We start from the raw sequence: 26824 nt of genomic DNA on the forward strand, positions 1-26824 counted from the left end.
TAAAATAAGACATATAGGACTCGAAAAAAATGCACACACTTTATTTATCTCTGTACAGCAGGCAGTATCCGCTTTAAATCTATTAAATCATCTATTACTATATCAGCCTGAGCAAGTTCATCTTCTTGCGCAAAATCAAAATTGCATCCAATTGCCAGTAAACCGTTGTCTTTCGCTGCATTTATATCAGATAGCCGGTCACCAACTACGGCTGCCTCTTTTATATCATATTTGTTCATAATACTTTTAACTAAGTCACCTTTATTTAGCGATTGTATTTGTTCGATACTAAACGTTTCAGTCACCCACTTGTCTAAAGCATAATAAGTTACGATTGCTCGTAAATATTCTTTCAAACCATTACTAGCAATGTAAATGGAACAATTATTTTCTTTTATATATGTAAATATTTCTTTTACATTTGGATATAAAGCGCCTTTTCCGCTTTTTATGTTTTCAATTAGTCTATCTAAAAAATATGCATCTGTTTGTTCTCTTATTTCAATAGAATGTTCCGGTAATAAAGCTTCCCAAACTTTCGGTAGCGGCACACCCATAATTTCACGGTATTTTTCAATCGGTGTTACCGTATCCCATAATTGAAGTGATCTTAAGTGATCAAAAGTATCATCTAACGATAATTCTAAAATTTTATCTGTTTGAAATAATGTTCCATCCATATCAAAAATTAATGCTTGTAACATTCATATCTCTCCTTTTGGACTATAGTTTTACCAGATATATTTTTAAGAATCTCAATAATAATTTCTGAGCAATAATTTGCAGCAGTTTTCGCGAAATTATCATAAGAAACTTGAGCTTCATCATCTGCACTGTCAGAAATACATCGTATAACAAGAAACGGTATATCATTTATGTAGGCAACATGTCCAATTGCTGCACCTTCCATTTCTGTACAATGAGGTGCATATTCGTCTATTAATTTTGCCTTTAACTTTGAATCTTCAACAAAACATTCACCACTTACAATTCTTCCTTGGTGAGCTTGAATATTTGAACTATTACTGTTACATGCTTTACGTGCTAACTCTATCAATTCCTTACTTGCAATAAACTCCTCTTGAAACGGGAATAATTTTTTCATTTGATTTTTACTTACATCATGATGGGTAACATTAGTTGAAATAACTACATCACCAACTTTTACATCTGGATGTAATCCACCAGCAACGCCCGTATTGATGATAGAGTCTACATTAAATTTATGAATTAATGTTTGCGCACATGCAGCTGCATTTACTTTCCCTACACCAGAACGTGCAATAATTACTTCTGTTCCCATGAATTCTCCAATATAAAATGGCATTCCCGCTATTGTCTGTTCTTCTTGTATTACTAGCTTTTCTAAAAGTAAATCTATTTCAATTTGCATTGCTCCGATAATGCCGGTTCTGTTCATGTATGTAGTCCCCTTTATTAATTAATCCCTTTAATCCTCTCTGACATAACCGACAATAAAAATTTCGGAAGTACAAGTTGTCTCTTTAACCTTTTCGGCTGTGAGAGTAACCTATACAGCCATTCAGTTCCAGTATCCCTCATTATTTTCGGTGCTCTTTTTACAGTACCAGATATTATATCAATCATTCCTCCGATACCAATAGATAGCGGAACGTTTAATGTTTGTATGTTTTCATAAATGAACTCTTCTTGTTTTGGTGAACCTAGTCCTACAAGTAATAAATGCGGTTTGAATTGCTTAATTTTCATTTTTATTTCTTCTATTTCTTCACCATTTACAAATCCATGCTGTCCTTTAAATTGTGCTCCTGGGAACTGCTCATTTAATTTTTCTAATGCCTTTTTATTACTTTCTGGCGCAGCTCCAAAAAGAAAGACACGATATTCATTGTCGTTACAATATTTTATTAAATCGTGAGTTAAATCCGCCCCAGTAACACGTTCTTTCAAAGTTCCTTTTAATATTTTCGAGCCAATTATGACACCAATCCCATCCGCTGTTATTAAATCCGCAGATAGTAACATCTTTTTAAACTCCTTTGATTTTTCCGTATTTTCCTTTGCAGACATAACAATTTCAGGATTTGCAGTTACTACAAACCTTGGTTTCTCTTGTTGTTCATATAACCAACCTTTTAATAAACTTATAGCTTTTGCATATTCTAAAGTTGAAAAAGGTATACCTTTTATAAATTGCTGATCCACTGTACTCTCCCCTTATATAAGCTGCAAATATTCATCAATGTCTTTAGAAATTTGAATAAAAGCTTTATTCCAAAATTCATAATTTCTTATATCTATTTCAAAATGTTTTTTCATAAGCTCCTCTACTGAAGCCTTTCCTGTTTCTCGTAAGAACTCTTTATATTTCGAATGAAAAGTACTTTTACCTTCTTGAGCTATTTCTAATAAGCTAAAACTTACTAAATATCCAAACGTGTATGGATAATTGTAAAAAGGAACATCTGCTATATAAAATTGAATATATTTCATCCATACAAACGGCTGGTATTCACTTAAAGCATTTCCATAAGCTTCTTTTTGTGCAATTATAGATAATTTCTCAATTTCATCAGCACTTAAAGGACCCTCTTTACATTTTTCATAAAATGTTTTTTCAAACTGATACGATGCTCGTATTGCCATTACATAATTAAAACTATTTCTTATTTTCCAGCTAAGTAATGACTTTTTCGTATCTTTACTATCCGTTGTTTCAATTAGATAATTTAAGAGTACCGTTTCAAAGAAAATAGATGCTGATTCAGCCGTACTCATTGGCAAATAATCATCTAAAAAAGATGTAGATTGTTCAAAACTCATATTATAAAAATGCCAAGCATGTCCTAATTCATGAGCGAGCACTCTTACACTATTTATACTCCCATCATAACGAATGGAAATTCGCGATTCTTTCTCACTGAAAAATGGAGCACAAAACCCGCCTGGTGGTTTATTCTCTCTCGGTTCAGCATCTACCCAACCACTTTCTATCGCATTACGTGCAAATTCTGCTAATTCTTCATCAATATTCTTCCATGCATCATAAACGTTTTGTATTGCTACTGAAAAAGGAATCATGACCTCATTACTTTCCTTTACTGTCATAAGTTCATGCCATGTAATCGAAGCTTTCCCTTTCTTATACACGTTTAAAGCACTTACTAATTTATCAAGGTTTTCTTCTGTCGCATTCCACATTTGGAATAATACAGTTTCTGAAATGCCATTCGCATGAAAAGATTGTGTTAAAATCTCTCTATCTTCTATTTCATCACTCTTTGCATTACGCAATCTCCCTACTTGATTTAATACAGTAGCAAAGATTTCTTTTTCCTTATGTAAAGCACATGTTAATGAATCGAATACTTCTAATCTTTCCTTTTCATTATCACTATTCATTGCAATAGTATTTGCTTGTCCAAAGGATAATAGTTTATTATTGTGCTCTATTTCTATCCTATCCCGTAATTGTATGTACATATTTTCCCACGCATTAAGTTCATCTTTTATTAACTTAGTATTATCTGAAGTTTCCACTTCATTATGTTTTATTACTTGCTGTAATTCACTTTTTAGTTCCTTCACTTTCACGGTCAATTTAGTAAGGTCAGATGGAACACTTTCTTCAACCGATCGACAGTACAAATAGTATTCTGCTTTTTCAATAACTTGTATAAGCTTTGAAAGAATCTCTACATCTTTTGTTACAAAATATTGCTCTTTCAACTCCAAAATCGGAAATAGAATATCCTCATTCAAATACAAGCGATTTAAATCCCATCTAGCACTTTCTTGCATTTTTATAGCCACCTCCTATTTTTACAAATAGTTACAGATATTTCTCCACACACAATTATATATGAAATGGAAAAATTTTGATATCTTCAAATATTTAAATTCCTATAAATATATTCTTATTTATACTCTTTTCTTCTACCATTAAGTATCATTACACATATAAAAAATACTCCCTCTACAAGATTGCATTTGATATAGGAAAACTTCAAAGATTTTATCTTCATCAATACCATATCGACCGATTATCACAGATTAAAAAATAAAAAAGGATTGATCAAAAGATCAATCCTTTACTCTACTTCATTTAAGAAAAATAACGTTATAACGCCAGGTCCTGTATGTGCACCGATTGCTGCACCAATTGTATTTACGATAAATACTTCACAGCCAAATCTTTCCGTAATTAATGATTTTAATGCTTCCGCTGTTTCTAAATCGTCACCGTGAGTCATACCGATTGTTTGACCTTTAAGGTCTTTACCACGTTCTTCCATAATATCAACAATACGGCTTAATACTTTCTTTTTCCCTCGTACCTTTTCAAGTGGTACAAGTTTTCCTTCTTCCACGTTTAAGATCGGTTTAATGTTTAGTAAACCACCGATAAATCCTGCGACTTTACTTAAACGTCCACCTCTCACTAAGTACTGTAAGTCAGCTACAGTGAAGATATGTTCCATATGGCTCATTAGAAAATCAACACGCTTTAAAATATCTTCTTTTGATGCGCCGTCTTTTGCCATTTTAGCAGCTTCTAAAACGACAAGACCTTGACCAAGCGAAGCACATTTCGTATCAATAATTTCTAAATCTAAGTTAGCATATGTTTCTTTTACTTCCTCTTTAATGACAACTGATGATTGATATGTACCAGACAGTTCAGATGAAAAAGCTAAATATATACAAGGATTACCTTCTTTTGCATAAGAAACAAATTTTTCTTGGAACGTTTCAAGTGAAGGCAATGACGTTCTATAAACAGCGCCTTCTCTCATTTTTTGCAATAATGTAACTGACTCTAATGTTACTCCATCTAAATACTCTGTTTCTGCTTCATCATATACACGGAGTGGAATTAAATCAATATCATATGCTTGCAGCAATTCTACTGGTAAATCCGCCGCACTATCCGTAATGATTTTAACACCCATTTTTAAACCTCTATTCTGTTATAAATATAAAATAATAAAATAAAAATAGTACTTTTAAATTATATACGTAAAACTTAAATGAAGAAAGGAAAACACTTTATATTGTATGCACTATTCTTCAAAACTTGAACTGTTAATGAAAATGATTCTATTTTAAACACCTTTTTCTTATTATTTTTCTAAAACACGAATAATTTTATAAGTATTTTGTATCATTATATTTTAATTCTTTATCTTAATATAATCTTTTCAAATTCATACTGTTTAAAATTGAAAAGCCAAATCCAATAAAGGAAATGGCTTTTACATTTTCATAAAATAACCAAACTTTATTTTCCATCAAATTGTTTGTTTACATTCATACTTTGGTGATGTTGAATATTAGTCCAGTTATGATAAATATTTATAGCCTGTACTATAATTAAAACAGTGAATATTCACCTGTAAGAATCACTAGATAAAAACAAGTTAAACATTTTATAAAATATTTAATTTTACTAGTAAAGCTAATAAAATTTGGAGAAGAATTTGAACATTTACTGCTATGTCTGTATCCGTAGTCGTAACTGTAACATTTCTAGAATTTCTAATAACAGTTTCTTGTTTATTAATTTGTTTAATAGATGATTTTTGAAACAATTCTTGTGCTACACGGTCAGCTTTTTCACTATCTGCTATAGAAATACTTATTATAACCACGATAGCTGCTTGTAATGCTGCTTGAATAGATAAAGCAGCTTTTGTATCTGTAGTAGTAACTTCTACATCTGCTGAATCTACAATTGTAATAGATTCTTCAGAAATTTGATACGTTTTACTTTCTTGCGCAGCTGCTTCTGAAACGCTAGCATTTTTAAAAGATGGATGAGGATTTGAGGAATCTAATGCACTCCACTTTTTATTTTCATCTGAATGACATGTTTTGTCCATGCGTTCACCCCCTTTCAATCTAAATAATTATTAACTTGTGATTGTATTTCAGAAACAATACTTTTAATTTGCTGCTTTTTTTCTGGTGATAAATTTTTTAATTTTTCTTCATTTATCCCATGCCTATTAAAAATATCTGAGAGTAAAAGGTCTATAATTATATTCTTTTGATCCTTATCAAACTTAAAGGAAGAAAATTTGTTTAAATCATCCATTTACAATATTCACTCCAATCAATTTTCTATAAAAATTTTAAATATCTACGAGCATTATATGTAATGAAATAAAAATTGCTTGGACAAGTAACTTAATCTTCTATTTTCACTTCTTTTTGCTAATAAAATCAAAAGCTGACTTCTAATAAGAAGACAGCTTTCCTTCACTTCACATAAATATAAGTTTCATTACTGTTAAATCATGTATTTTATCTTTATTTGTAGTTTTCCACACTTGCTTTACCATTAATCTTGAATATTAATTCAGTCATAATAAAAAGTCCAAGCTTGTACCACGTATTACAACAAAAAACATTTACTTAGATTGAAAACTTATAGCTAAATATCAATAGGATAGACACTTTATAAAATGTTTAGTTTAACTAATAAAGCTAATAAAATTTGAAGGAGAATTTGAATATTCACTGCAATATCTGTATCAGTAGTTGTTACGGTTACGTTTCTAGAATTTTTAATAAATGTTTTTTGTCTATTAATTTGTTTAATAGCTGATTTTTGAAATAATTCTTGTGTTATTTTATCTGCCTTTTCACTATCTGCTATAGAAATACTTACTACAACTACGATAGCTGCTTGTAATGCCGCTTGGATAGATAGCGCAGCTTTTGTATCTGTAGTAGTAACTTGTACATCTGCTGAATCAACTATTTCAATATATTCCTCAGAAATTTGATCGATTTCATCTGTTTGTATAGCTTCCTCTAAAAAATTTGCATTTTTACTAAACGAATAATCATTTAATGATTCGCAATCTTCTTTTTTCGGATCGCAATCCTCTTTTTTTAGCTCACAAACCTCTTTTTTTGGCTCACAATCCTCTTTTTTTGGCTCAGGAACTCGTTTTTTCGGCTCAAACTCCCGGTTTAATGGATCCCGATTTTTCTTTCGTCTACAAACTTCACATTCACACATAAAATCACCCCTTTTAGTCTTAAAAATTAGCAATATTAAAATATTGACTAACTAATAGCATTTTATGTATTTTTTAAAAATTTGTTTGGACAAGTAACTTAATCTTCTACTTCTTTTTCTAATAAAAAAAGCTGCCTTCTAATAAGAAGACAACTTTCTTTGTGACTACTCTAGAATAGATTTCATACAATATAATTGTTCCTTCCTTATAACCTGAGTTCGTCACTTTAGTTATAAAAATGTGGGTATATCCTATAACCTTTTTTAGGGACCATCCATAATTTATTTCATAAAAAGTGCTTTGTTTTACTGAAAGGTGGTTGCGGAAACAACCGCCTTTTTATTCAGAACAAAATAAAACTTTTATATAAAAGGCCCATAATTAAATACACTTAACTTCATATGATATATTGCATCCTTTCTTTTTAGAATGAGTAGTCGTTACTGAAGGGCACTTTTCGAAGTGCTCTTATCTTTAATCTCCCTCTTTTTTAGGAAGAGTTTTTTTACTAAATCCTAATATGATTTGTATCACTAAGGCTGGCGATTACCACATTTCCTTAATAGCTTCAATGAATACAGTAGCTACTAATTAAAATACTCCTATGATCTTCTCTACACTTAAACCATCGTGCATTACCGAACGCATGAACTAATTTTTATTTTGACTATGTAACACTAAATTCACAAGATTATTATCCTATGTTTGGTGGAGCCATCATTTCAATGCCAGCAACCCCACACTTTTAACTAATAACTTAAACAAATGGGCTACCTCAAGGTTCCTTTGATATAGTATCTTATGTTCTATATAATGAAGAGAGCGCTAGTATTCCGAAGGAGGATATATATGAGTATTCAATTGGCCACATCTAACGATTTAAAATGGATTAATAGTCAATATGACTCAATAGGATTTGTACGAAGTGATTTAAAGAGAGATAAAGTTGCAATTATTACATATAACAACGAGTATGCAGGTGTTGGCCGATTAGTCCAAATAGATGAAGATACTTTAGAAATGGGCGGGATTTTTATTCTGCCTCAATTTAGAGGGCTTCAATTAGCTGGTGAGCTTGTTTCATTTTTAGTAGAAACTGCGAAAAAATCACAAATACAAAATGTATATTGTCTTCCTTTTGAGGAATTAGAAAACTTTTATAAGAAATATGGATATACTGAAGTCGATACTACGACAGAAGCAGTCCATCCAATTATTCTAAAAAAATATAATTGGTGTTTGGAGAACTACGATAAACACGTTCTACTATTTAAATTGTAAATGTAATAAAGTGAAACTTTAATCAGTGGGAGTTTTAATCAAACCCCTCACCAATCGGGCTTTGATTAAAACTCTATGTTCCGTCAATACTATAGATAATATGATTGTATTTCTCCATTCCCCCTGAGAGAGGAGCAGTTGGCTTTTGCTAGCTGCTCTTTTATTTTTTCAAAAAGTCACATAAATATCTTTAATTCCAAACATTCAAAAGATAAAATATGATATGATTGTTATGAAGATATTTACCAACTAATAAATGCGCCCTAGACTTACGTACTAGGGCGCATTTATTTTTTAGTATGTAACTCCTTCACTCATCTATTATCCACAAAATAAGTATCATATGCCTTATCAAATTCATATCCTAACTTTTCTGCTAATTTAGCAGATGTAGTATTCGCTGCGTCCCAGTTTGGATACTTTCCATTTTCTAAGCAATCCAATATAAGAGCTGCACTTACTACAGTTGCCAAGCCCTCTCTTCTATGATTGTGATCAGTCGCAACTTCAATTTCAATCCCATCATTATAAATACTATACGAGGATGCACCGCATACAACTTCTCCGTTATATAAAATGCTATAACCTATACCACGGTTTATATAATCTTCTACCGAATGAAATTGACTTGTGAAATCTTCAGATATCTTATGTAATGTAGGGCTATTTGCGATATGCTCGTCTATTCTTCTTAACTCATATTCTTTTGGAAGTGCTGATATAAAAGATTTTAATTTTGAACGATTAAAAACTTCTGGATTTCGTTTGAATTTATAACGTAAAAACTTATCTATTTTTCTTTCATGGAATGTTTCTAAGCGTTGTTTCCACTCTTCACTATTCACGATAACTAAAATTCTTTCTGGAATATTACGTAATAACTCTTCTGTTTCTTTCGTATTTGGGTCTCCAGCGTAAAATGTAAAAATCCCTACCGTAACTTGTGCTACTTTTGGATTTTCAAGATGATTTACCCAAGCAGTACCCATATGCCCTTGTAAATAAGAAAGTAAAACAACGTTATTGAAATCCTCAAACATAGAAACTAGTTTTTTTCTTGTATGTATATTCGCTTCATATATCATTTACATTCCCGCCTTCTTTAGAATCAACTACTCTTAACATTTTCATGAGCGCTCCATAATTCGTATTCATATACATACCCACCTGTTCATCATAAAAGCAATTGACTATTAAATTAAAACTTTGAATATTTATAAAATATCAGTAAACATAAAATGATTATAACATCTACTAACTATGAAATGATCAACATATAAAATAAGTCAACAATAAATATATTTCTTACCCGTTAACAAACGGTTTGAAGGACCAACATAATTAATTATGTAACAACCCTCAACAATAGTTTGAGGGTGCATTTAAATACATGTGTTATAACTCATTTTTATAAATAAAAGATTCCGTCTCACCGTTCTTATATACTTTAGTCAATTTAACAACTGATTTGTACGTGTTAACGTCATCCTCTATCATTTTTTTCATCTCTTCTATTTCGGCATCACCAGTTCCGCCCTCTATTTTTAAACAGTTCGAAATGGAAAGGTATCCGCTTGATGCCAATATAAAAATAAAAATCGTATCAGGAAAATTAATAAATAATAATCCGTAGTTTAAAGAGTCTCCAGCTAGATGTGATAAAAGTAATCGAAAACCTACCAGTTCAGGTACTTGAACAAAATCTCTAGAAACTTTCGCCTCACCTACTATAGTAATTTGCTTTACTACATTCCCGAGATCATCTGTAAATTCAGTACATCTAGGTGGATTAATTGTTGTTGCTTGGAAAGACACATTTAATTCAGGATTGTTAAAATCGAAAAAGATTGTACTCCCCTCCGTTAAACAATGCGGGCAAACATTTCCTAGCAAGCTAAAGTCCTCTTCAATATATTTAACTTTTGTTTTGCAACTACATACTTTCCCTATTCGAATTGCATCAATCTTTGAACAATCGACAAATATAACCTCATTGTCTTCTTGTACGAATGATACGATACCTGTTTTCTTATTAAATGAAAGAAAATAAGATACAGCAATTTCGTTTCCTGCTATTATGATACTTTCAACTTTTGTATACGGTTCTAGACTCTGTAAAAACTCACATATACTATTTTGGCAACACCCACAATCACGTTTCGGTTCACACCCCACTTACACTCCATCCCTTCTCTATATAGAATTGCTACTACATATATATGAGAAGAAAATAAGAAAAGCTTGGACAATATAACGTTAACGTAGCAATATCGTTACCTAATCGTACATTTATATGGAAATCACACCATTTTTGAGTAAGGACACATAAATTTTACTATAAATACATATAACAATTTCATCTTTCATGAAAAAAACGTTATAATAAGGTGTAGCCTCTACGATTACGTTATAAAGGAGATTAAAACAATGGCTAAAATTAAAGTATACCAAGCAAAAGAGGAAAATATGGAAGCAGTAAAAAACATCATTGATGTTGAGGAACAAAACCCAACTGCTGAAAACTTACAAAATCTATACGCATGTGTATTAGATACTGAAGATATGGCATTGCCTGAATCATACATTGAAGAAGATATCTTAATTGATTCTATTGAAGTTATGGTTAACGCTTCTCAAAGCAAAGTAAGAGACTTAGGTGCTTACGATGTAATCGAAGTTCAAAACAAAGGTAAGAAAACACAAATTTTACTATTAGCAGACGAAGAATACGAAATTATCGAAGGCTAATCTAAATCCGTACATACGAAAAAGCTCCTTTCCAATTAGAAAGGAGCTTTTTCATTACGCTTTTGATGTTTCACTCTTTTTATTCGTTTGTTGTTTCTTAATTACCATGCGCTCATTTCCCATAAAGAAAATAAATATGAATGCTAATCCAGCTGGTACCAATGCCCACATGAATGTTTGAACAATTGAACTAGAAAGAGCGTCAATAATCTTATCTAATATTTGCGGAGGGATTTGAGATCTTGCCGATTCTGATAGAATAGCTCTTGAATCCCCTAAAGCGTTTGTATTCATTCCCCCGCTCCTCCCTTTAAATGCTTCTTCTAATTGATCTTGGAAACCTGTTCTTTGGATCATTCCGAAGATTGTAATGCCTAGTGTCATTCCTAACGAACGAATGAAGTTACTCGTTGAAGTCGCAGACCCGCGCTGTTCCATACCGAAGTTGTGAATAGCTGCCATACTTAGTACAGAGAATGAGAAACCGACTCCAAATCCGATAATAATCATATAAACTGTTAATAATACACGACTTGTTTCTGGTGTTAACGTGCTTAATAAGAATAGTCCAATTAGCATAATAACCGCAGAAATAATCATAATGTTTCGGTAGCTAAGTTTAGTTGTTAAAAATCCGCCTAACTGCGCTGTTACGACTGATCCTAACATCATCGGTAAAAGTAATAATCCTGAGTTTGTTGCGGTACCACCGTATACACCTTGAATAAATAACGGAATGTACACAGTTGCTGACATAAATGCAGCACCGTAACATAAAGCAATAATTGTACTCATTCCGAATAAGCGCTGCTTAAACATCTCAAATGAAATAATTGGTTCTTCTACTTTTCGTTCAATAAAAATGAATGCGATGATTAAAATAGCGAATCCACCAAATAAGCTTAAAATAAAGCTAGAATCCCAATCATATTTTTGTCCGCCTAGTTCAAGCGCAAACATTAAAGAAACTACTGCACCAACTAAAGTAATTGCACCAAACCAATCAATCTTTTGCTTCCTATGAACGCGTGATTCTTTATAAAAGAATGTAATAAAAATAAGTGCTAAAATGCCAAGTGGTAAGTTAATATAAAATACCCAGTGCCAGCTAATGTAGTCGGTAATATATGCGCCAAGTAATGGCCCGAAAATACTAGATAATCCAAATACCGCTCCGAATAAACCACCCATTTTCCCGCGTTTTTCAGGTGGGAAAATATCAAAAACGATAGTAAACGCGATTGGCACTAATGCCCCGCCGCCAATACCTTGAATGGCACGATAAATACCTAACTGTGTAATATTTTCAGCAGTACCACAAAGTGCCGAACCAATCATAAAGACAATTAAACCGAAAATAAAGAATCTCTTTCTACCATACATATCTGATAGCTTACCGAAAATCGGCATGCCTGCCATTTCTGCGACCATATAGGCAGAAACGACCCATACAAAGTTTTCGAGGCCTCCTAAGTCACCAACGATTGTTCCCATCGCCGTTACGACAATGGTATTATCCATCGATGCCATTAAAATACCTAGCAATAAGCCCGCCACAACAAAGCCGAGCTTATTATTCTTCTCAACCATATCTCTTGCTCTCCCTCATACTACTTATATTTGTTTATGTTCTTTTACGACTGCATTACCTTTTTGATTAAAACTAGTATGATATTCTACAACACTAATTTCACATCCAGGACCAATTGTGACGTTGTTGCCTCTTACAACTTCAGCAATCGTATGTTCTAAATAGATATCATCTCCTTCAACAATCGAAGTTTGGAGGTTTCCAGCATGACTAGTAAAAGGAATAAATCTCGCTTTTTTACGAACAGTAATCTTTTTACCACCAATTTCTCTTACCTTACTGCCTTCATAACGAAGTGAGATTTGAATATTTTCAGCATTAAGTAATCCATCACTTTCAAGACCACCAGTTAATGATAAATCTTCTACTTCAATATCTCCTTTTACATTTAAAGCACCTTTTACATCTACGAAATCACCTGAAAACTTTCCTGCAATATCTATCATACCTCTAACTTTTGTTTTTTCAATATGAGCATCACCATGAATTTGTGTATTACCATATACTTTTACATATTCCGCATCTACATTTCCTTGTACTTCGTTATCTCCATATACGACATAATTTTTCACTTTCACATTACCGCGTACATCACTCGTTCCGTACGTTTTAAACTCATTGCAACTCATATCATTCGTAATTGTTCCTTCACCGCGAATCTTCACTTTATTATAATCTCCGCCTGCTGAATTACCAGAACCATTTACTGTGAGACTATGTGGATGTTCCATATTGATTTCTCCCTTCCGTTAAACTTGCTTAATTTCTTTTACATTTGCATTTTTATCAACAGTAAGAACACCGGTATATTCAATCAGTTCAATCTCACAGTTTGCTCCTACTGTAACATTGTTTCCTCTTACCGTTCTTATGTGAGCATAATCAATATCGATATTGTCACCTTCTAATAGTTCAGCTTCTAACTGCAAGCCAAATACTGTTTTAAATAGCCTACTAAATGTACCTGATCTATGTCTTACTTTAATCGTTTGACCACCAATTTCTTTCGCTCGACATGTACCGTGAATATTTATATTAATTTCATCTGCGCTTAATAAACCACCGATTGTAAATTGTCCTTCTGAAGAAAAAGTATCCACTTCACAATTACCGTCAATTGTAGCTTGACCATTGACTTTAAATTCTTCACCAGTGACATTTCCACCTATCGTACCTTTTCCTGCAATTTTCAAACTGTTTGCTTTTACATTTTGCGTAATTGTTGCTTTTCCATCAATTCGCATCGTTTCAGCATGAACTGTGCCATCAACTTTACCAGATCCGCTAATTCGTGCACTGCTACTTTTCAAATCGCCAGTAACTGCACCGTAACCGTTACATTCAAATTGCTCACATTCAACATTTCCATTCACAGTTCCTTTTCCGTTTAATTGCACTTTATGAAACTCGCCACCATTCGATGAACCGTAACCATTTATAATCAAATTATCTGTACGCATACTTTCTCCTCCACTACAACAATTTAGTTTTTAATGCTTCGGTATATTTCATAATCGCTTCGCGTAAAACGATTTTGGTGCCTTTTTCAAAAATTAAATCGTCCACGTTTGAAACTAATAAACATGTAGAAATACCTAACTTTCGGACAATGATTAAGTCACAAGTTTTATGTTTCATTGCTTCATAATTTTCACGTAAAACTTGCAAGACCATTTTTCCTTCTTCTAAACTAATCTCTCCTGATTGTAGTAATTCTTCTAACATGTACACATAAAGAATGTCTACAAATTGAAACTCTGCTGTTTTATTCGTTTGTTCTATGAAAAATTGTAAAACTGGTTCTGATGCAATCCCCTTGCGTAAAATCTCTTCCTTTGTTAAAAGAATTTCTCTCACACTCGGTGAAAACATGTTCGCTAGTTCATCAAGTGATAAATCCTCTTTCATCGTTTGGATTTTATCGATACGCTCTAATATCTTTTCTTTCGGAAAAAATGTCTCTTGACCTGTAAACGTTGATTTTCGTACAAACCAATCTTCCGGAATTAAATTTTTTCTTTTCCACCTATATAACTGTCCGTATGAAATACCAGTTAGTTCTAATAAATCTTTTTTTGAAATTAAATCTGTACTCAACTGTATAACACTCCTTCCTGATAACAATGTAACATAACACTGTTACGCTGTAAATAGACTTTTATCACAAGTAGCGTAACAATGTGTAAAACAAACCTATTCTCACATATAAAAAGGCTCTTACACATCTTATGAAAATGTGCAAAAGCCCTTATATATCAAGATTTAAACCAAATATTATAAAAATCAATCCAACCTTGTGAATTAATCATTATATTTTGAACTTTTTCATGTGTACTTACCTCTTGTTTATTACGATATAAAGGAATAATATGAATTTGACGTAACAAAGTATCCTCGATATCGCGTAACAGTGTAACTCTTTTCTCTAATTCTTCTTGTCTAAAATAAGGAGACAACTTTTCATGAAAGTCCATGCTACTTTGTCCATGAATAAAACTATTTTTTGTAAGAAACATATATAATAAACTATCTTCTATTCGTTCACTTATTGTGGCACTATCATGCATCATATCGGCCTTTTGTATCGTACTTACTTCCAATAGCTCTTCTATCTCAAGAAAATTATTTTCTACACGAATCCCGTACTTCGCACACTCTTTTTGTATCCATTGTGCATCTTCAACATGATCTCGTCCTGTAAATGTGTAGAGTTGTAGCACTTCACTATGATAAGTACTCCTTTTAATTAAACTTTCTACATCTTCCTCAATCTCTACAATGCTTTCACCTGCTAATATTAGTTTCTTTGCCACTTCTCCACGTTCTCCGCCGAGTTCTTGAACGATTGTATAACCATGAATGATTTGATATAACGCTTTCCGAAATAACGCATCTTGCATTGGTCCTTCTTTCGTAAGATTACATGTTATATATGTCACGTTCGACTCAAGCCGGGACAATTCTTTATTATGTTTTTCTTTATCTTTATACTGCGCCTTTACTAAAACATCGTATGTACTTACACCTTGTTCTACATTCCACAACTCAATACGATCTAAAAAAGGTCTTTCACGAAAATATAAAGGATGTCCTTCTAAAATGAACAGATTTTCATTACTTTTATATAATTGAAAAGGCCCTGTTCCAATTAACCCTCCTGCTTCATCTTCATTCACGATAGAACACTGTTCTGCACTTAGCATATGTAAAAACATTCGATTTTCCGTATGTAATTGAATTTCGAAAACGTAGTCATCCACTGAACGGATATTTTCAACGTGTTGTAACATCCATGCGTGTGCATTATTTTCCAGCTTCATAAATCGATTCAACGAGTATATAACATCATGTGCAGTAAGTTGTTTTCCATTATGAAAGTGAACTCCTTTTCGTAAGTAAAACGTCCATATTTTTTCAGCGTCATTATATTCCCAGTGAAATGCAAGTCTTGGCTCTATAATGTTTGTATTACCGTCTACATACACGAGTGTGTCGAATATATGTTTTACCATATGGCATTCTGAACGCATTGTAGCGTATACAGGATCTAATGTGATATCTAAATTCATTTGTACTTGCAACCGGAGTACATCTCTTCTCCCTTCAGATGTCATTTCAACCTTATGACCAAATATTGAATCCACCCAGGAGTGATATTCTCCCTTTACCGATGGAAAATGTGAGCTATAGCGTTCCACAAATATGCTTCCGCTTTTCACATCCCCTTTTTTCGTTATTTCTTTTCCTCTATCTAAAATTAAAGACATCGGGTGCTTTTGAAATATTAACTTAGAACGATTTCCTCTGCCGCGACCTGGAAACCACTTAATCCAATTTAACTCATCTAATTTTTTTATAATTAATTTACTATTACGCTCTGTACAAAATAGTGTTCTAGATATATTTTGCACTGTTACTTCCAATCGTTCTCCCTCTTTTTTCCCTTTTCCATAAGCAATCCATAGTTCAATGTATTGATCTAAAATAAACATCATACTCCCCCTAAAAGGTGAAAAATACTCCCTATTGTTTCTACCCTTTTTCCAACTCTCCTTTCATCTTATCATTTCAATATAGAAAGGAGGAATTAATATTGAATTATCTCTTACTTCGTTACAATAAACCTATTTTCATTAGACTGTGCGGTGAATTATTAACCCGAACGACTGAATCTATGTTAGCTCTCATTATGATTATTTACGTCAATAAAATGTTAAACGGCAATGTAATAATAACTATGCTGATTTTCGGACTGCAGCCACTTTCAGACATTTTATTTACACTTATTGCTGGAGGAATTACTGATAAATATGGCCGAAAAAAGATTATGTTACTCGGATTATTACTACAAGGTGTTGCAATCGGTAGTTTCGTTTTCGCTCAATCCGTTTTTATATTTGCACTGTTATATGTTATTAATGGTATTGGCCGTTCCTTATACATTCCAGCTCAGCGTGCACAAATTGCTGATTTAACAAAACAAGAGCAGCAAGCAGAGATTTTTGCTCTCCTACAAACGATGGGAGCAATCGGATCCGTAGTCGGCCCTTTAATCGGTGCAAGTTTTTATAATACTCACCCAGAATATTTATTTATCGTGCAAAGTGTAACTCTTACGATATATGCTGTTGTTGTTTGGACCCAGCTCCCAGAAACTGTTCCACCTATAAGTAAGTCGAAACAAACAGTTGAGGCAAGTTCACCAAAGCAATTTGTTTTTAAACATTACGCCATATTCGGTCTTATGGTTTCTACACTTCCTATTAGCTTTTTTTATGCACAAACTGAGACGAATTATCGTATTTTTGCAGAACATGTATTTCCTAATCTCGTATTCATACTCGCATTTATTTCAACATGCAAAGCCATTTTGGAAATCATTCTACAAATCTTCCTCGTAAAATGGTCTGAACGATTTTCTATGGCGAAAATCATCCTTATTTCTTACGCCTGCTATACAATAGCTGCAGTTGGCTTTAGTTATTCAACGACGATATTGTCGTTATTCTTCACCTTACTCTTTTTAGTCATTGGAGAAAGTATTGCTCTAAACCATTTATTACGATTCGTTTCAGAAATTGCACCTCATGATAAACGTGGTTTATATTTTTCAATTTACGGTATACACTGGGATATATCTCGAACGTGTGGACCAGTTATTGGTGCAGTTATATTAAGTAAGTTAAATGGAAGTATGCTGTTTTATATTTGTGCTAGCTTCTTATTAGTTGGAGGTATTGTTCAAGCGCTATTTGTTCAAAGTTTGGAACGTAAAAAAATCGTGAACCATCCTACACATAATTTATAGGTTACTACTTTTTCAGTAGATCAACATTTCTTATTGGATAAATGCTAAAAAATAAAAGTGAAGTATTTCGCATATGAAAGTATGTTTTATATGACAGGAGACGTTCCTTGTTTACAACTAAAAACACCTCACTTCAAGAAAGTGAGGTGTTTTTGAAATCACTTAATTTCTTATCCTGCCATTTTATTAATACTATCCTCTGGCGAAAATACGGAAATATGATCGACCTTACCAGTCGATTTTGGAATGACAAATTTCAATTCATACTGGTTATTTACTTTGTATACATATATTTTATCTTCACCATTCTCTTTAACTGAAGATGGTTTTCCTAATGCTTTTTCAATTTCTTGTAATGTAATCAATTTTAGTTCTGCATGATATGAGCGTACATCAAAAACTTGTGACCCTTTATTAAATCCGAAAACAACATTTTTATTTGTAAAAGTTGCGTACATTCCATTCCCTGCATATTCGGTTTTATTTGCTTTCCCCCACGCTTTTTCAATTTCTTCAATATCCCCTGTATGGGCTCCAAATGGCACATTAGGTACCTTTCCTTCTTTTGCTAGTTCAAACAAATCTTTAACGTGGTTAATTGATTTTTGATTAAGTGTTCTATCTTTCGAATCTTGCTCAGCTGATGGTTTTGTTGTTTTTTCATTACTTGGTTTTGCTTCAAGATTTTTCTTTTCTTCTGAAGAATTACTTTGTTCATTTTTATGATTTTCCGAGGCTGGATTTGCTTCCTTTTTTTCGTCTGTCCCTTTACATGCTGCTAATGCAAATGTGCATGTAAAAGCAAGAAATAACATAACTATTTTGAAATATACTTTCATCATTTTTACCCCCTATTGTATTTTATTCATTTCAATAATCAACCGGATGCGAAGTATAGTATTAATTAAGGACTTCTAATTCTAAATCGTCACTTTCCCATAATTAAAAAAAACTTGGAATTATATTGTTAATCATCGTATTCATCTCCTTCTTTAAACCTTCTCTTCTCGATGATAATATCCTCTATCTATAACTTAAAACATGCTGTCACAACAGCTCCTTGAAACAAAAAAACCAGTAGGAAGTGATTACTCTTTTCCTACTGGTTGAAATGAAATTAAACGGTAAATCTTAGCTTCTTAAAAAATGTAGCGATAGTGTTTTTTACTGTTTCAAAATTATAAGCAAACGTGTTATCTCCACTTAATGATGAAATACATGTTAAACCTGCAGCTTTAATAAAAGCTTTTACATCTACAAGCATAGAATTAGCCTCCAAGAATTTAATTACAATCATTATAACAGGTGTTTTACGACGCTAACATGAAAGTAATAAATAAATTTCTATTATTAATTTATCCCGCTATTTGCTGGGCAGTAAGATCCCCACCTCAAAATTCAGCGGAAACAAAGAAGTTAGGTGGGGGCCCTGCTGCCCGTAAAAGCTAAATTGGTGAGGGCTGATAATCAGTGGGAATGAACAAAACCCCCACTGATTAAAATTTCACCTTATTTAGCTTACAGTACACCATTTCAATGTCATATAAAAAAGCTGCCCAAAAAGAGCAGCTTCAAATATGTATATTACACTTCAATTGATTTACCATCTTCAACAATATGATAAAGTAAATGCGCTAAATGATGAATTGGACCGTATTCTTCCTCTTCCTCATCTGTTTCGCCTTGGAATTCAAGATCGTTTAAGTATAGTGCTAAAAATTGATAGTATAGTTTTAAATCAAATCCGTAGCATGCAGTTGGTTCTTCATGATCCCCTTCATATTGTAACATTAAGTATTGATCATTTCCTTCTGCATCTTCTGCATCAAAGAATACGAAGAAGCCAACGTTTGTATCTAAATCAAATAAATGACGAGTACCTTTTTCAGTTGCTTTATTGAAGTCCTCTTCACTTAATTTATGTACTGTTGTCGCTTTTGCATTATCTTCTTGATGGAAATTTACTGTAAATGATTTCAATGCTGACACCTCCTGATTGTATAATACTAGCATAACATATAAAAAGGACTGCTTACAAATGTAAACAGTCCTTACATTCATTTTCGCATTGCTCGTAATAAGAAGCTTACGATGAAAATTAAAATGATCGCACCGATTAAAGCTGGAATAATTGCATATCCGCCAATGACTGGACCAAAACTACCAAGTAATTTCGAACCAACCCAAGAACCGATAATACCAGCAATAATATTACCAATTACACCACCAGGTACGTCCTTTCCAGTAATTAAGCTCGCAAGCCATCCTAATATACCACCGACGATTAAAGACCAAATCATATAATAACCTCCTTTACATTTCACCAATCAAAATATAATTAGAAACAATTGCTTACCATTAGTTATGTGACATTTTTCATAAGTTATTCATGTTGTTCAACTTTAAGATTTTTGAGAATAATACACACAGATTAAACCTTTTTTTGAACTAACGATTTATCCGACTTGTTATTACACACATTAAGAACAATCTGGCTTCAATATTGTTCGCATAAACTCTTCTTTAAAAGCTGCATAGTTAAAACCAACAGCAATTCTTTGAATCGGCCGATCATCAAACCTTGTTGGCTCAGCTATTTTTCTAAAGTCTGCTACACTTTGGCCCCTAGTCACATCATTTGTCGTACTAATCCACACTGCCGATTTTTTATATTCGAAAATACTGTCATTTATAAACGAGATAAACGGTAGTAAATCGTGTATAGGACTTCCACCAATACCCGGATATTCTTTTTTATAGAAATTCTCATAATAAAAATCAATCATTGGTTTAATGAGTTTCGCCTGTCCAGTTCCTTGTTTATCTATTATATTCGCCATTTCAGGCGTAATAAGCGCGCCCTGTGTTACATTTAACGGGTATATGCTAGCGTTTTTCGCATATTTCATAACAATATTTGCTGCAATTGGATCACCATAAAAATTCGCTTCAGATACTGGTGTAACATTACCTGGAAATAGGAAAGCGCCGCCCATTATATAATACGAACAAATACGATCCATTATATTTGGATACAATAAAAATAACGTAGCAAGCGTCGTTAGTCTCCCTGTCGCCACAATTATAATATCTTCTGGACAAGGTTCGATTAATTTGATTAATTCACAAAAATTTTCTCGTTTACAAATTCTCATCTCAGGTGGAATAATAGGACCTAAACCGTGATCCCCGTGGATTTCAGGGAAAAACAAAGGCTCTTCAGCTGTCATCGGTCTACTCGCACCTTCAATAATTTTCACTTGTGTAGCATAGTACCTTTCTAAAAAATAAACATTTTCCGTAACGATATCTCGTGATACATTCCCGTACTCAGCAACAATACCTAGAATATCTAATTTACATGTTTTATTTGCATAAATTAACGCTACGGCGTCATCAATACCAAAGTCTCCAAAAAAGATAATTTTCTTATTAACTATTCTCACCCCTCTTAAGCATAATCTACTATTATTATTATGTGAAAAAGACAAGGCGGTGAAACAGCGCAAACTAAAAAAGCCGCCTATTTATTGGCGACTTCAATCTTTTTATAAGACAAATATGCAAGTACATTTTTACTTGAATCGTATTTCGGGTTATTTCCTTTTCTCGGCTCTCTCAAATGTGTCTTTTCAAATCCAGGAATGTCCGGCATTTTCTCCATAAATTCAAGCATTTCTTCCTCAGTACCTTCAATGCGTACACGAATCATTATATCTATTCCTCAATTCTCAGTTTCTCTGTACTAAGTATATCGTACTTCAGAAAGACTGCAACACATTTATCTTTTTAATGTTGTACTTTTTTTACATATAAACATAGCCATTTCAGTATAGAACGACTCTACTTTATTATTTTTAAATTGAATATTAAAATATCCCTTCATTTCGTTTGGTGCTTTCATCATACATTCTGTTAATTTTTCACGCTTTTGTAAAGGGACATCCATCATATTACACCACCAGTCAAAATCAAATTTCTTATCAAAAGTAAGACATGACTGCATTTGCAAACCGTTTTTTTCTAATAAAGTAAGCCATTCTGTCTTTTTTAGAGCTCGTTCATGACTTGGGTCTCGCTTTTTTTCTATAAAATTATAAAATGTATCATATTCATTATTTTCTGGCGAAACATTATCTATTAAGATGAATAATCCATTATCCTTCAATGTACGATTTACTTCATAAATAAATTGAGCCGGATTCGTAAAATGATGGGCTGCAATCCGGCATGTGATTGTATCAAAAAAATGGTCTGCAAATGGTAAATCCTCTGCGTTTCCTGCTACAAAAGATACATTTTCATGCCCATTCTGCTTTATAAAAACTTTTGCTTTTTCTAACATCTGTTCTGTTAAATCAAGTGCAACTACTTCTTCAAACATAGGTGCTAACATATTTGCCACATGTCCACCACCAGTAGCAACATCAAGAAGACGATTATTATGACGAGACTCAACTTGTTGAACTACATATTGTAAATCCAGTCCTTTAGCATGTACTTTACTATTTACATATTTATCTGCATTACTGCCAAACTGTTTTTTCACAAGCTCTTCTTTACTCATATTATCATCTTCTTTCTATTGTTATTTACATATACGACTCATATAATTATTACAATTCTCTTCATGTATTTTCAAATCCTCTTTTCATCTCACTTCTCATCACGTTTCCTTATAATCAAAATAATATGATTACACGTTATTGCATTAAACAAAAAAGGCTACGGGAACTTTCCCCCTAACCTGACTAAATATTTACTACATTTTTATTTCTTCGTATATATCTATATAATATAAATCCTCTTTCAACTTCATAATAACATCTACTTCGTTATAAGTAGCCTCACGAGCATGTAAACCAAATTGATCCATACCAATCCATATCCACCCAGGTGTAAGATATAAAACATCTATATTAAAATAATCTAACTTAGTAAGCTCCGATGTAATAAATTTATCTTTATTAGCGATTTGTTTATCTATTAAACCATATTCTTTTCCATTTTCAAATAGCGATATAAATTTCCCTACAATCGGATGTTCACGAACAATAAAATGATATTCTTTTTCCTCTATATTTACCACAATCAAACGAGAAACAGATAAATCAAGCCCTGAATTCGACATATTTGTTTATTCACCTCCTTATATAGGCTTCTTAAATATGATAACAAACGAATATTCAAATTAAGTTAATATAATGTAAAAAATAAAAAAGCTGAATTCCCTTTAGAAATCAGCCTTTATAATTCGATCAACTTTATACTTTTACAAATTATTATAATGTTTCTTTTTCCTCATCATTTCCGGAAACTAAACTTCCTATAGCATCCGCTGTTACTTCCACTACAAACTCATAAATACCAGCTACAACTTCTCCAATTATTTCATCCATCTTTTTACCCCCTTATTTTATATAACTATTTGTAGTATAGAAGAAATTGGTAAATACAAACTATCGAAAAAGGTGACATAAACCTTACAGAATTGTAAGCTCTTTCCCCCCTTTGAAACTCGAAGTATTTTTAGCAGACAAATAGGCCATCATAATATGGGACAACTAATAATCCTGTCAAAGGAGGTGTTTAAAATGTACTATGTGAAATTAATTAAAGGTCAATCATTCTATGCTTTTGATCATCGTTTCTTAGTGTCTGAAGAAGAAGAAGTTTCCGAGAAAATTTATAATTACTTACGACGTAATGAATTTTTTGAAGTACGTAAAGAAGAATATTCTGCTTAATTACAAAAAGCATTAAGAAAAATATCATCTTATTTTGATATATTCTTGATGCTTTTATGTGAATTTCTTCTTTTCAATAATTGTTGTTGACTCTATTAAATAATCTAGTATTTGTCCAAGCTAATTCTTAACTATTTTTATATTCTAGTATATGAAAATAGTTAAGAATATGACTCATATCATTGATTACCAAGCTACTCAACCTATTAGTAAAACTGGTGAAACAACTTTTGCAATCCCCTCTTCTCCAAATAAAGCAATTTTAACAAATTTGAAATTGAGAATTTCAAGTAGAGATTCACGTAATAATCGAGTAGAATTAATCGCTACAATTGGTGTAGAAGGAATAACTGGGACTTCACAAGTTTTATTCCGAATTTTCCGTGATAATATTGAAGTTTTTAATGCACAAGTAGGTATTGAATCTACAGATTCTGAACAATTTTACGTACAAACATTTCAAGCTATAGATCAAAACGTTAGCAGTGGAACACACGAATATTCATTAACTGTAGAAAACCTTACTAGTGGTGCTAGTGCAGAAGTTGTTGGTCCTCTATCTTTTAGCGCTTTAGCTATTGGAAAAGAGCAAAAATGTTGCTAAGTGAATCTAATATTTAATTTTGTACTTGAGAAAAGCGAGGCGTAGTTATACGTTCTTGCTTTTATATATATTCTTACTTTCTATTAGCTTTAATCATAAAATTTTTACGTTTTGATTCACTTATTTCAGCACTTAACACATCAAATTTTTGACAAATCAAAAAGATTGAAATCCACTTATGAAACACGTAATATAGACTCTGACTCTAAAAAAGTTCGTATAAAAACACTACATAAATAAGGAGGTTTTATATACGAGTTTTTCATTTTAAAAGACGGAGAGGTTTTAATGTTATGTGGCGTAATAAAAACGTTTGGATTGTTTTAATTGGGGAGTTTATTGCAGGTCTAGGATTATGGCTTGGTATTCTTGGGAACCTTGAATTTATGCAAAAATATGTCCCTTCTGATTTCATGAAATCAGTTATATTATTTATCGGACTATTAGCCGGTGTTCTAGTTGGACCTATGGCTGGCCGTGTCATCGATCAGTATGAAAAGAAAAAAGTTCTTCTTTACGCTGGGTTTGGTCGAGTTTTAAGTGTTATTTTCATGTTTTTTGCTATTCAATTTGAAAGTATCGCATTTATGATTGCATTTATGGTTGCTCTTCAAATTTCAGCAGCATTTTATTTCCCTGCATTACAATCTGTAATTCCACTCATCGTACGTGAGCATGAGTTATTACAAATGAACGGTGTACATATGAATGTTGGTACAATTGCTCGTATTGCAGGTACTTCACTAGGTGGAATTCTTTTAGTTGTGATGAGTTTACAGTACATGTATGCCTTCTCAATGGCAGCATACGCCTTATTATTCCTCTCGACTTTCTTCCTACAATTCGAAGACAAGAAATCAACAACACCAAGTAAACAAGCTGCAAAAGATAATAGCTTTATGGAAGTATTTCGTATTTTAAAAGGAATTCCTATTGCTTTTACAGCACTTATATTAAGTATCATCCCTCTATTATTTATAGCTGGGTTTAATTTAATGGTTATTAACATTAGCGAAATGCAACATGATCCTACGATTAAAGGGTTCATATATACAATTGAAGGTGTCGCATTTATGTTAGGTGCCTTCGTAATTAAACGTCTATCTGATCATTTCAAACCTGAAAAATTACTATATTTCTTCGCAGTTTGTACTGCTTTTGCACATCTGTCATTGTTCTTTAGCGATATAAAATGGATGGCTCTTACATCATTTGGTTTGTTTGGGTTTAGTGTTGGCTGCTTCTTCCCTATTATGTCGACGATTTTCCAAACGAAAGTGGAAAAAAGTTATCACGGTCGCCTCTTCTCATTCCGTAATATGTTTGAGAGGGTTATGTTCCAAATCGTCTTACTTGGCACAGGCTTCTTCTTAGATACAATTGGGTTACAATATATGGTTCTCATCTTTGGAGTCGTTTCATTATTGATTATTTCTATTTCCCTTTCTAAGCAGAAACATTATGAAAAACAGCATTCGCAATCTGCAAATTTATAAAATAAACAAAGAAGTATGGGTCTAATATTGAATCCATACTTCTTTGTTTTATAATACGCCTATTTATTACGTTTATTGAAATTACCTAAAGGAGTATCCCCCTTTTATTTCGAATAGATTATAAAAAGTACTCTTTATAAAAGGAGTGGTAAAATGTCTGATGGCATCGAAGTATTTATTGTCCTGCTCTTTGCAATTGCTCTGTTTAGCATCCTAAACTTTTTAGCCATTTCCTCATCTGGACATAGTTTTAAAAAAAGAATCGTGGCAGGTTTCATATTTTTACTACTGACTCCCATTATTTTTTTGACTATCGCAACATTTGCTTCTATATTCGATAAAGCAGGATTTGGCGCAGGTACGTTAGCCTTTATGATCGCAAGCGTATATATATTAAATGGAATAGTGATTCTGCTTTCCTCTTTATTTATCCTCAAAAAAGACATAACATAGGCTATAGTACTAGCATGAATCTGACTTTACACTAGATTCATGCTTATTTAATTTCTCTTAAATTTTTATATGAAATTAAATAATTCTTTAAAAAAATTTAAACTTTATTTATTATAATATCCCTATCGTATTCGCACGTTTATTCAAATTTAAAAGAAAGGAGCACAAAATGAAAAAGGTTCTACTTACAATTCCTATACTAATCATCCTACTTAGTGGATGCAGCAATAACGATATATACGGTTCTTGGGAAGTCGTTGACAATAAAAAAGGTGAATGCCCTGTATATTATAAATTTGAAACAGTTGTCAAAAAAGAAAATAAAGAGGAAATTGTGCAAAATTTAGTAGAAATGCAGACAACAAAGAATAAAGACGATTTATATAAAGGCTCATTTGTCAAAAATTCTAATGTATATCACATTGATTATGGTAATTCATTTACATCGGACCAAACTTTAAAAGTTGCCGACGGTACATTAAATGTATACTTTTTGACAGCCGAAAAATTATGCACATATAAAAAGAAATGATTACATTTCAGAGGAGACGCAGAAAATATTTTCTGCGTTATTTCACTTTAG

General features: G+C 32.5%; 31 protein-coding genes. 8 read left to right on the forward strand and 23 right to left on the reverse strand.

The genetic code is table 11. The features are described from left to right. Positions 1 to 44: 44 nt before the first annotated feature. From BLT20_RS11295 to BLT20_RS11330, 8 genes are all read right to left on the reverse strand, one after another. Complete coding sequence (locus BLT20_RS11295; RefSeq protein WP_000938422.1) at positions 45 to 704, reverse strand: HAD hydrolase-like protein; 660 nt, start codon at positions 702 to 704, stop codon at positions 45 to 47. Continuing rightward, entirely contained in the window at positions 689 to 1420 is a 732-nt protein-coding gene (locus tag BLT20_RS11300) for a 5'-methylthioadenosine/adenosylhomocysteine nucleosidase (protein WP_001082285.1), read from the reverse strand. Before BLT20_RS11300 ends, BLT20_RS11295 begins: the two co-directional genes overlap by 16 nt. A gap of 17 nt (positions 1421 to 1437) precedes the next feature. Further along, positions 1438 to 2187, reverse strand: coding sequence for a WecB/TagA/CpsF family glycosyltransferase (locus tag BLT20_RS11305; protein ID WP_000372664.1), 750 nt, complete (start codon positions 2185 to 2187; stop codon positions 1438 to 1440). A 12-nt stretch (positions 2188 to 2199) separates the two neighbouring features. Beyond that, positions 2200 to 3783 carry a M3 family metallopeptidase gene (locus BLT20_RS11310; protein WP_001158171.1) on the reverse strand — a complete coding sequence of 528 codons (1584 nt, stop codon included), beginning with the start codon at positions 3781 to 3783 and terminating at the stop codon, positions 2200 to 2202. Positions 3784 to 4073: 290 nt separating this feature from the next. Further along, positions 4074 to 4934 (reverse strand): DegV family protein, encoded by an 861-nt coding sequence (locus BLT20_RS11315; RefSeq protein WP_000538278.1) that lies wholly within the window; start codon positions 4932 to 4934, stop codon positions 4074 to 4076. Between the two features lie 477 nt (positions 4935 to 5411). After that, positions 5412 to 5864 (reverse strand): spore coat protein, encoded by a 453-nt coding sequence (locus BLT20_RS11320; RefSeq protein WP_000361676.1) that lies wholly within the window; start codon positions 5862 to 5864, stop codon positions 5412 to 5414. A gap of 14 nt (positions 5865 to 5878) precedes the next feature. After that, entirely contained in the window at positions 5879 to 6079 is a 201-nt protein-coding gene (locus BLT20_RS11325) for a spore coat protein W (protein ID WP_000342253.1), read from the reverse strand. 363 nt (positions 6080 to 6442) lie between these two features. Further along, positions 6443 to 7012 (reverse strand): spore coat protein, encoded by a 570-nt coding sequence (locus BLT20_RS11330; protein WP_000333037.1) that lies wholly within the window; start codon positions 7010 to 7012, stop codon positions 6443 to 6445. A gap of 850 nt (positions 7013 to 7862) precedes the next feature. Here BLT20_RS11330 and BLT20_RS11335 point away from each other — a divergent pair. After that, positions 7863 to 8294 (forward strand): GNAT family N-acetyltransferase, encoded by a 432-nt coding sequence (locus tag BLT20_RS11335; protein ID WP_000027166.1) that lies wholly within the window; start codon positions 7863 to 7865, stop codon positions 8292 to 8294. Between the two features lie 314 nt (positions 8295 to 8608). On the opposite strand, the gene BLT20_RS11340 is transcribed toward BLT20_RS11335, so the two are convergent. Continuing rightward, positions 8609 to 9379, reverse strand: a complete 771-nt coding sequence (locus BLT20_RS11340) for a GNAT family N-acetyltransferase (RefSeq protein ID WP_073339201.1) — start codon at positions 9377 to 9379, stop codon at positions 8609 to 8611. A gap of 310 nt (positions 9380 to 9689) precedes the next feature. Further along, on the reverse strand, positions 9690 to 10469 hold the full coding sequence (locus tag BLT20_RS11345) for a BC_2878 family exosporium-associated protein (RefSeq protein ID WP_000501708.1): 780 nt from the start codon (positions 10467 to 10469) through the stop codon (positions 9690 to 9692). A gap of 252 nt (positions 10470 to 10721) precedes the next feature. Between BLT20_RS11345 and BLT20_RS11350 the strand changes: the two genes are divergently transcribed. Further along, positions 10722 to 11042: a hypothetical protein gene (locus tag BLT20_RS11350; protein WP_001062733.1), complete on the forward strand. Its 321-nt coding sequence runs from the start codon at positions 10722 to 10724 to the stop codon at positions 11040 to 11042. A gap of 54 nt (positions 11043 to 11096) precedes the next feature. On the opposite strand, the gene BLT20_RS11355 is transcribed toward BLT20_RS11350, so the two are convergent. The 5 genes from BLT20_RS11355 to BLT20_RS11375 form a co-directional block, all read right to left on the reverse strand. Beyond that, positions 11097 to 12632 carry an MDR family MFS transporter gene (locus BLT20_RS11355; RefSeq protein WP_000229621.1) on the reverse strand — a complete coding sequence of 512 codons (1536 nt, stop codon included), beginning with the start codon at positions 12630 to 12632 and terminating at the stop codon, positions 11097 to 11099. Positions 12633 to 12656: 24 nt separating this feature from the next. After that, a complete protein-coding gene (locus BLT20_RS11360; protein WP_000400906.1) occupies positions 12657 to 13364 on the reverse strand; it encodes a hypothetical protein in 708 nt (235 codons plus the stop codon). A gap of 18 nt (positions 13365 to 13382) precedes the next feature. Then, on the reverse strand, positions 13383 to 14093 hold the full coding sequence (locus BLT20_RS11365; RefSeq protein ID WP_001258384.1) for a bactofilin family protein: 711 nt from the start codon (positions 14091 to 14093) through the stop codon (positions 13383 to 13385). 13 nt (positions 14094 to 14106) lie between these two features. After that, a complete protein-coding gene (locus tag BLT20_RS11370) occupies positions 14107 to 14730 on the reverse strand; it encodes a YhbD family protein (protein WP_000102257.1) in 624 nt (207 codons plus the stop codon). 158 nt (positions 14731 to 14888) lie between these two features. Further along, positions 14889 to 16625 (reverse strand): ABC transporter substrate-binding protein, encoded by a 1737-nt coding sequence (locus BLT20_RS11375; protein ID WP_000470209.1) that lies wholly within the window; start codon positions 16623 to 16625, stop codon positions 14889 to 14891. A gap of 101 nt (positions 16626 to 16726) precedes the next feature. On the opposite strand from BLT20_RS11375, the gene BLT20_RS11380 reads away from it, so the two are divergent. Then, positions 16727 to 17941: an MDR family MFS transporter gene (locus BLT20_RS11380; protein ID WP_001108464.1), complete on the forward strand. Its 1215-nt coding sequence runs from the start codon at positions 16727 to 16729 to the stop codon at positions 17939 to 17941. Positions 17942 to 18111: 170 nt separating this feature from the next. On the opposite strand, the gene BLT20_RS11385 is transcribed toward BLT20_RS11380, so the two are convergent. The 8 genes from BLT20_RS11385 to BLT20_RS11420 form a co-directional block, all read right to left on the reverse strand. Further along, a complete protein-coding gene (locus BLT20_RS11385) occupies positions 18112 to 18783 on the reverse strand; it encodes a YjgB family protein (protein WP_002025942.1) in 672 nt (223 codons plus the stop codon). A gap of 275 nt (positions 18784 to 19058) precedes the next feature. Next, the gene (locus BLT20_RS11390; protein WP_000959548.1) at positions 19059 to 19205 is read right to left on the reverse strand and encodes a hypothetical protein; all 147 of its coding nucleotides are present in this window, start codon (positions 19203 to 19205) and stop codon (positions 19059 to 19061) included. A gap of 320 nt (positions 19206 to 19525) precedes the next feature. Then, positions 19526 to 19921, reverse strand: a complete 396-nt coding sequence (locus BLT20_RS11395) for a hypothetical protein (protein WP_000834883.1) — start codon at positions 19919 to 19921, stop codon at positions 19526 to 19528. A 77-nt stretch (positions 19922 to 19998) separates the two neighbouring features. Beyond that, positions 19999 to 20241 (reverse strand): GlsB/YeaQ/YmgE family stress response membrane protein, encoded by a 243-nt coding sequence (locus tag BLT20_RS11400; protein WP_000638306.1) that lies wholly within the window; start codon positions 20239 to 20241, stop codon positions 19999 to 20001. Positions 20242 to 20421: 180 nt separating this feature from the next. After that, a complete protein-coding gene (locus BLT20_RS11405; RefSeq protein WP_001223682.1) occupies positions 20422 to 21387 on the reverse strand; it encodes a nucleoside hydrolase in 966 nt (321 codons plus the stop codon). A gap of 77 nt (positions 21388 to 21464) precedes the next feature. Further along, on the reverse strand, positions 21465 to 21653 hold the full coding sequence (locus tag BLT20_RS11410) for a DUF3970 family protein (protein WP_000621878.1): 189 nt from the start codon (positions 21651 to 21653) through the stop codon (positions 21465 to 21467). A gap of 69 nt (positions 21654 to 21722) precedes the next feature. Further along, positions 21723 to 22508, reverse strand: coding sequence for a class I SAM-dependent methyltransferase (locus BLT20_RS11415; protein ID WP_000031317.1), 786 nt, complete (start codon positions 22506 to 22508; stop codon positions 21723 to 21725). Positions 22509 to 22703: 195 nt separating this feature from the next. Next, positions 22704 to 23072, reverse strand: coding sequence for a hypothetical protein (locus BLT20_RS11420; protein ID WP_000071475.1), 369 nt, complete (start codon positions 23070 to 23072; stop codon positions 22704 to 22706). A gap of 463 nt (positions 23073 to 23535) precedes the next feature. On the opposite strand from BLT20_RS11420, the gene BLT20_RS11430 reads away from it, so the two are divergent. The 5 genes from BLT20_RS11430 (at position 23536) to BLT20_RS11450 (ending at position 26773) form a co-directional block, all read left to right on the forward strand. Beyond that, positions 23536 to 23688: a YqbF domain-containing protein gene (locus BLT20_RS11430; RefSeq protein ID WP_000291905.1), complete on the forward strand. Its 153-nt coding sequence runs from the start codon at positions 23536 to 23538 to the stop codon at positions 23686 to 23688. Between the two features lie 169 nt (positions 23689 to 23857). Next, positions 23858 to 24292 carry an exosporium protein ExsC gene (gene exsC, locus BLT20_RS11435; protein WP_000148809.1) on the forward strand — a complete coding sequence of 145 codons (435 nt, stop codon included), beginning with the start codon at positions 23858 to 23860 and terminating at the stop codon, positions 24290 to 24292. A 293-nt stretch (positions 24293 to 24585) separates the two neighbouring features. Beyond that, positions 24586 to 25788, forward strand: a complete 1203-nt coding sequence (locus tag BLT20_RS11440; protein ID WP_000269261.1) for an MFS transporter — start codon at positions 24586 to 24588, stop codon at positions 25786 to 25788. A 153-nt stretch (positions 25789 to 25941) separates the two neighbouring features. Continuing rightward, positions 25942 to 26241, forward strand: coding sequence for a hypothetical protein (locus BLT20_RS30165; protein WP_001279468.1), 300 nt, complete (start codon positions 25942 to 25944; stop codon positions 26239 to 26241). 169 nt (positions 26242 to 26410) lie between these two features. Continuing rightward, positions 26411 to 26773, forward strand: coding sequence for a hypothetical protein (locus tag BLT20_RS11450; RefSeq protein ID WP_000757017.1), 363 nt, complete (start codon positions 26411 to 26413; stop codon positions 26771 to 26773). Positions 26774 to 26824: the final 51 nt, after the last annotated feature.

This window comes from Bacillus sp. cl96 (assembly GCF_900100505.1).
GTDB classification, from domain to species: Bacteria; Bacillota; Bacilli; order Bacillales; family Bacillaceae_G; genus Bacillus_A; species Bacillus_A cereus.

What these genes read in the sequence shown, in the direction of transcription:
- BLT20_RS11335 (WP_000027166.1), top strand. Translation starts at nt 7,863, where the DNA reads ATGAGTATTCAATTGGCCACATCTAACGATTTAAAATGGATTAATAGT.
- BLT20_RS11325 (WP_000342253.1), bottom strand. Translation starts at nt 6,079, where the DNA reads ATGGATGATTTAAACAAATTTTCTTCCTTTAAGTTTGATAAGGATCAA.
- BLT20_RS11390 (WP_000959548.1), bottom strand. Translation starts at nt 19,205, where the DNA reads ATGCTTGTAGATGTAAAAGCTTTTATTAAAGCTGCAGGTTTAACATGT.
- BLT20_RS11450 (WP_000757017.1), top strand. Translation starts at nt 26,411, where the DNA reads ATGAAAAAGGTTCTACTTACAATTCCTATACTAATCATCCTACTTAGT.
- BLT20_RS11360 (WP_000400906.1), bottom strand. Translation starts at nt 13,364, where the DNA reads ATGGAACATCCACATAGTCTCACAGTAAATGGTTCTGGTAATTCAGCA.
- BLT20_RS11365 (WP_001258384.1), bottom strand. Translation starts at nt 14,093, where the DNA reads ATGCGTACAGATAATTTGATTATAAATGGTTACGGTTCATCGAATGGT.
- BLT20_RS11375 (WP_000470209.1), bottom strand. Translation starts at nt 16,625, where the DNA reads ATGTTTATTTTAGATCAATACATTGAACTATGGATTGCTTATGGAAAA.
- BLT20_RS11355 (WP_000229621.1), bottom strand. Translation starts at nt 12,632, where the DNA reads ATGGTTGAGAAGAATAATAAGCTCGGCTTTGTTGTGGCGGGCTTATTG.
- BLT20_RS30165 (WP_001279468.1), top strand. Translation starts at nt 25,942, where the DNA reads ATGTCTGATGGCATCGAAGTATTTATTGTCCTGCTCTTTGCAATTGCT.
- BLT20_RS11295 (WP_000938422.1), bottom strand. Translation starts at nt 704, where the DNA reads ATGTTACAAGCATTAATTTTTGATATGGATGGAACATTATTTCAAACA.
- exsC (WP_000148809.1), top strand. Translation starts at nt 23,858, where the DNA reads ATGACTCATATCATTGATTACCAAGCTACTCAACCTATTAGTAAAACT.
- BLT20_RS11415 (WP_000031317.1), bottom strand. Translation starts at nt 22,508, where the DNA reads ATGAGTAAAGAAGAGCTTGTGAAAAAACAGTTTGGCAGTAATGCAGAT.
- BLT20_RS11430 (WP_000291905.1), top strand. Translation starts at nt 23,536, where the DNA reads ATGTACTATGTGAAATTAATTAAAGGTCAATCATTCTATGCTTTTGAT.
- BLT20_RS11350 (WP_001062733.1), top strand. Translation starts at nt 10,722, where the DNA reads ATGGCTAAAATTAAAGTATACCAAGCAAAAGAGGAAAATATGGAAGCA.
- BLT20_RS11340 (WP_073339201.1), bottom strand. Translation starts at nt 9,379, where the DNA reads ATGATATATGAAGCGAATATACATACAAGAAAAAAACTAGTTTCTATG.
- BLT20_RS11330 (WP_000333037.1), bottom strand. Translation starts at nt 7,012, where the DNA reads ATGTGTGAATGTGAAGTTTGTAGACGAAAGAAAAATCGGGATCCATTA.
- BLT20_RS11420 (WP_000071475.1), bottom strand. Translation starts at nt 23,072, where the DNA reads ATGTCGAATTCAGGGCTTGATTTATCTGTTTCTCGTTTGATTGTGGTA.
- BLT20_RS11315 (WP_000538278.1), bottom strand. Translation starts at nt 4,934, where the DNA reads ATGGGTGTTAAAATCATTACGGATAGTGCGGCGGATTTACCAGTAGAA.
- BLT20_RS11385 (WP_002025942.1), bottom strand. Translation starts at nt 18,783, where the DNA reads ATGATGAAAGTATATTTCAAAATAGTTATGTTATTTCTTGCTTTTACA.
- BLT20_RS11410 (WP_000621878.1), bottom strand. Translation starts at nt 21,653, where the DNA reads ATGATTCGTGTACGCATTGAAGGTACTGAGGAAGAAATGCTTGAATTT.
- BLT20_RS11440 (WP_000269261.1), top strand. Translation starts at nt 24,586, where the DNA reads ATGTGGCGTAATAAAAACGTTTGGATTGTTTTAATTGGGGAGTTTATT.
- BLT20_RS11310 (WP_001158171.1), bottom strand. Translation starts at nt 3,783, where the DNA reads ATGCAAGAAAGTGCTAGATGGGATTTAAATCGCTTGTATTTGAATGAG.
- BLT20_RS11300 (WP_001082285.1), bottom strand. Translation starts at nt 1,420, where the DNA reads ATGAACAGAACCGGCATTATCGGAGCAATGCAAATTGAAATAGATTTA.
- BLT20_RS11320 (WP_000361676.1), bottom strand. Translation starts at nt 5,864, where the DNA reads ATGGACAAAACATGTCATTCAGATGAAAATAAAAAGTGGAGTGCATTA.
- BLT20_RS11400 (WP_000638306.1), bottom strand. Translation starts at nt 20,241, where the DNA reads ATGATTTGGTCTTTAATCGTCGGTGGTATATTAGGATGGCTTGCGAGC.